We start from the raw sequence: 312 nt of genomic DNA, 5'->3' as shown, positions 1-312 counted from the left end.
AACCTACACCTGGAACGACGGCGGCACACACACCTACAGCTGGAGCAACCAAGGCAGCTACTCGAACACCTCATGGACCACCGCCGGAGGAGCCGGCACCTTCGCCTACTCAGGCACCATCACCTATGCTCACTTCTGTGCCGTCAACGTCGATCCCATTAATCAATGCTTCCCCGATGCGTCTTTGGCCGATGCTGTGGCCTCAGTGCAAGGCAAGTTGCCCACCGCAACCTTTACCAGCGTGGACCAGGCCGTAACAAGTCTGAATCTGAATGCCAAGGGCATCCTGAGCCTGGAGGGAATCGCCAACCT

The 312-nt window shown here is 58.0% G+C and carries 1 protein-coding gene; it reads left to right on the top strand.

Translation table 11 applies throughout. From position 1 onward, the window contains the following. On the top strand, positions 1–312 hold a 312-nt coding region (locus CRD60_RS08910; RefSeq protein WP_201737263.1), incomplete at both ends, for a hypothetical protein.

This window comes from Bifidobacterium aemilianum, from assembly GCF_003315635.1.
Lineage (GTDB): Bacteria > Actinomycetota > Actinomycetes > Actinomycetales > Bifidobacteriaceae > Bifidobacterium > Bifidobacterium aemilianum.
This window is presented reverse-complemented; position numbering and strand designations above follow the sequence as displayed.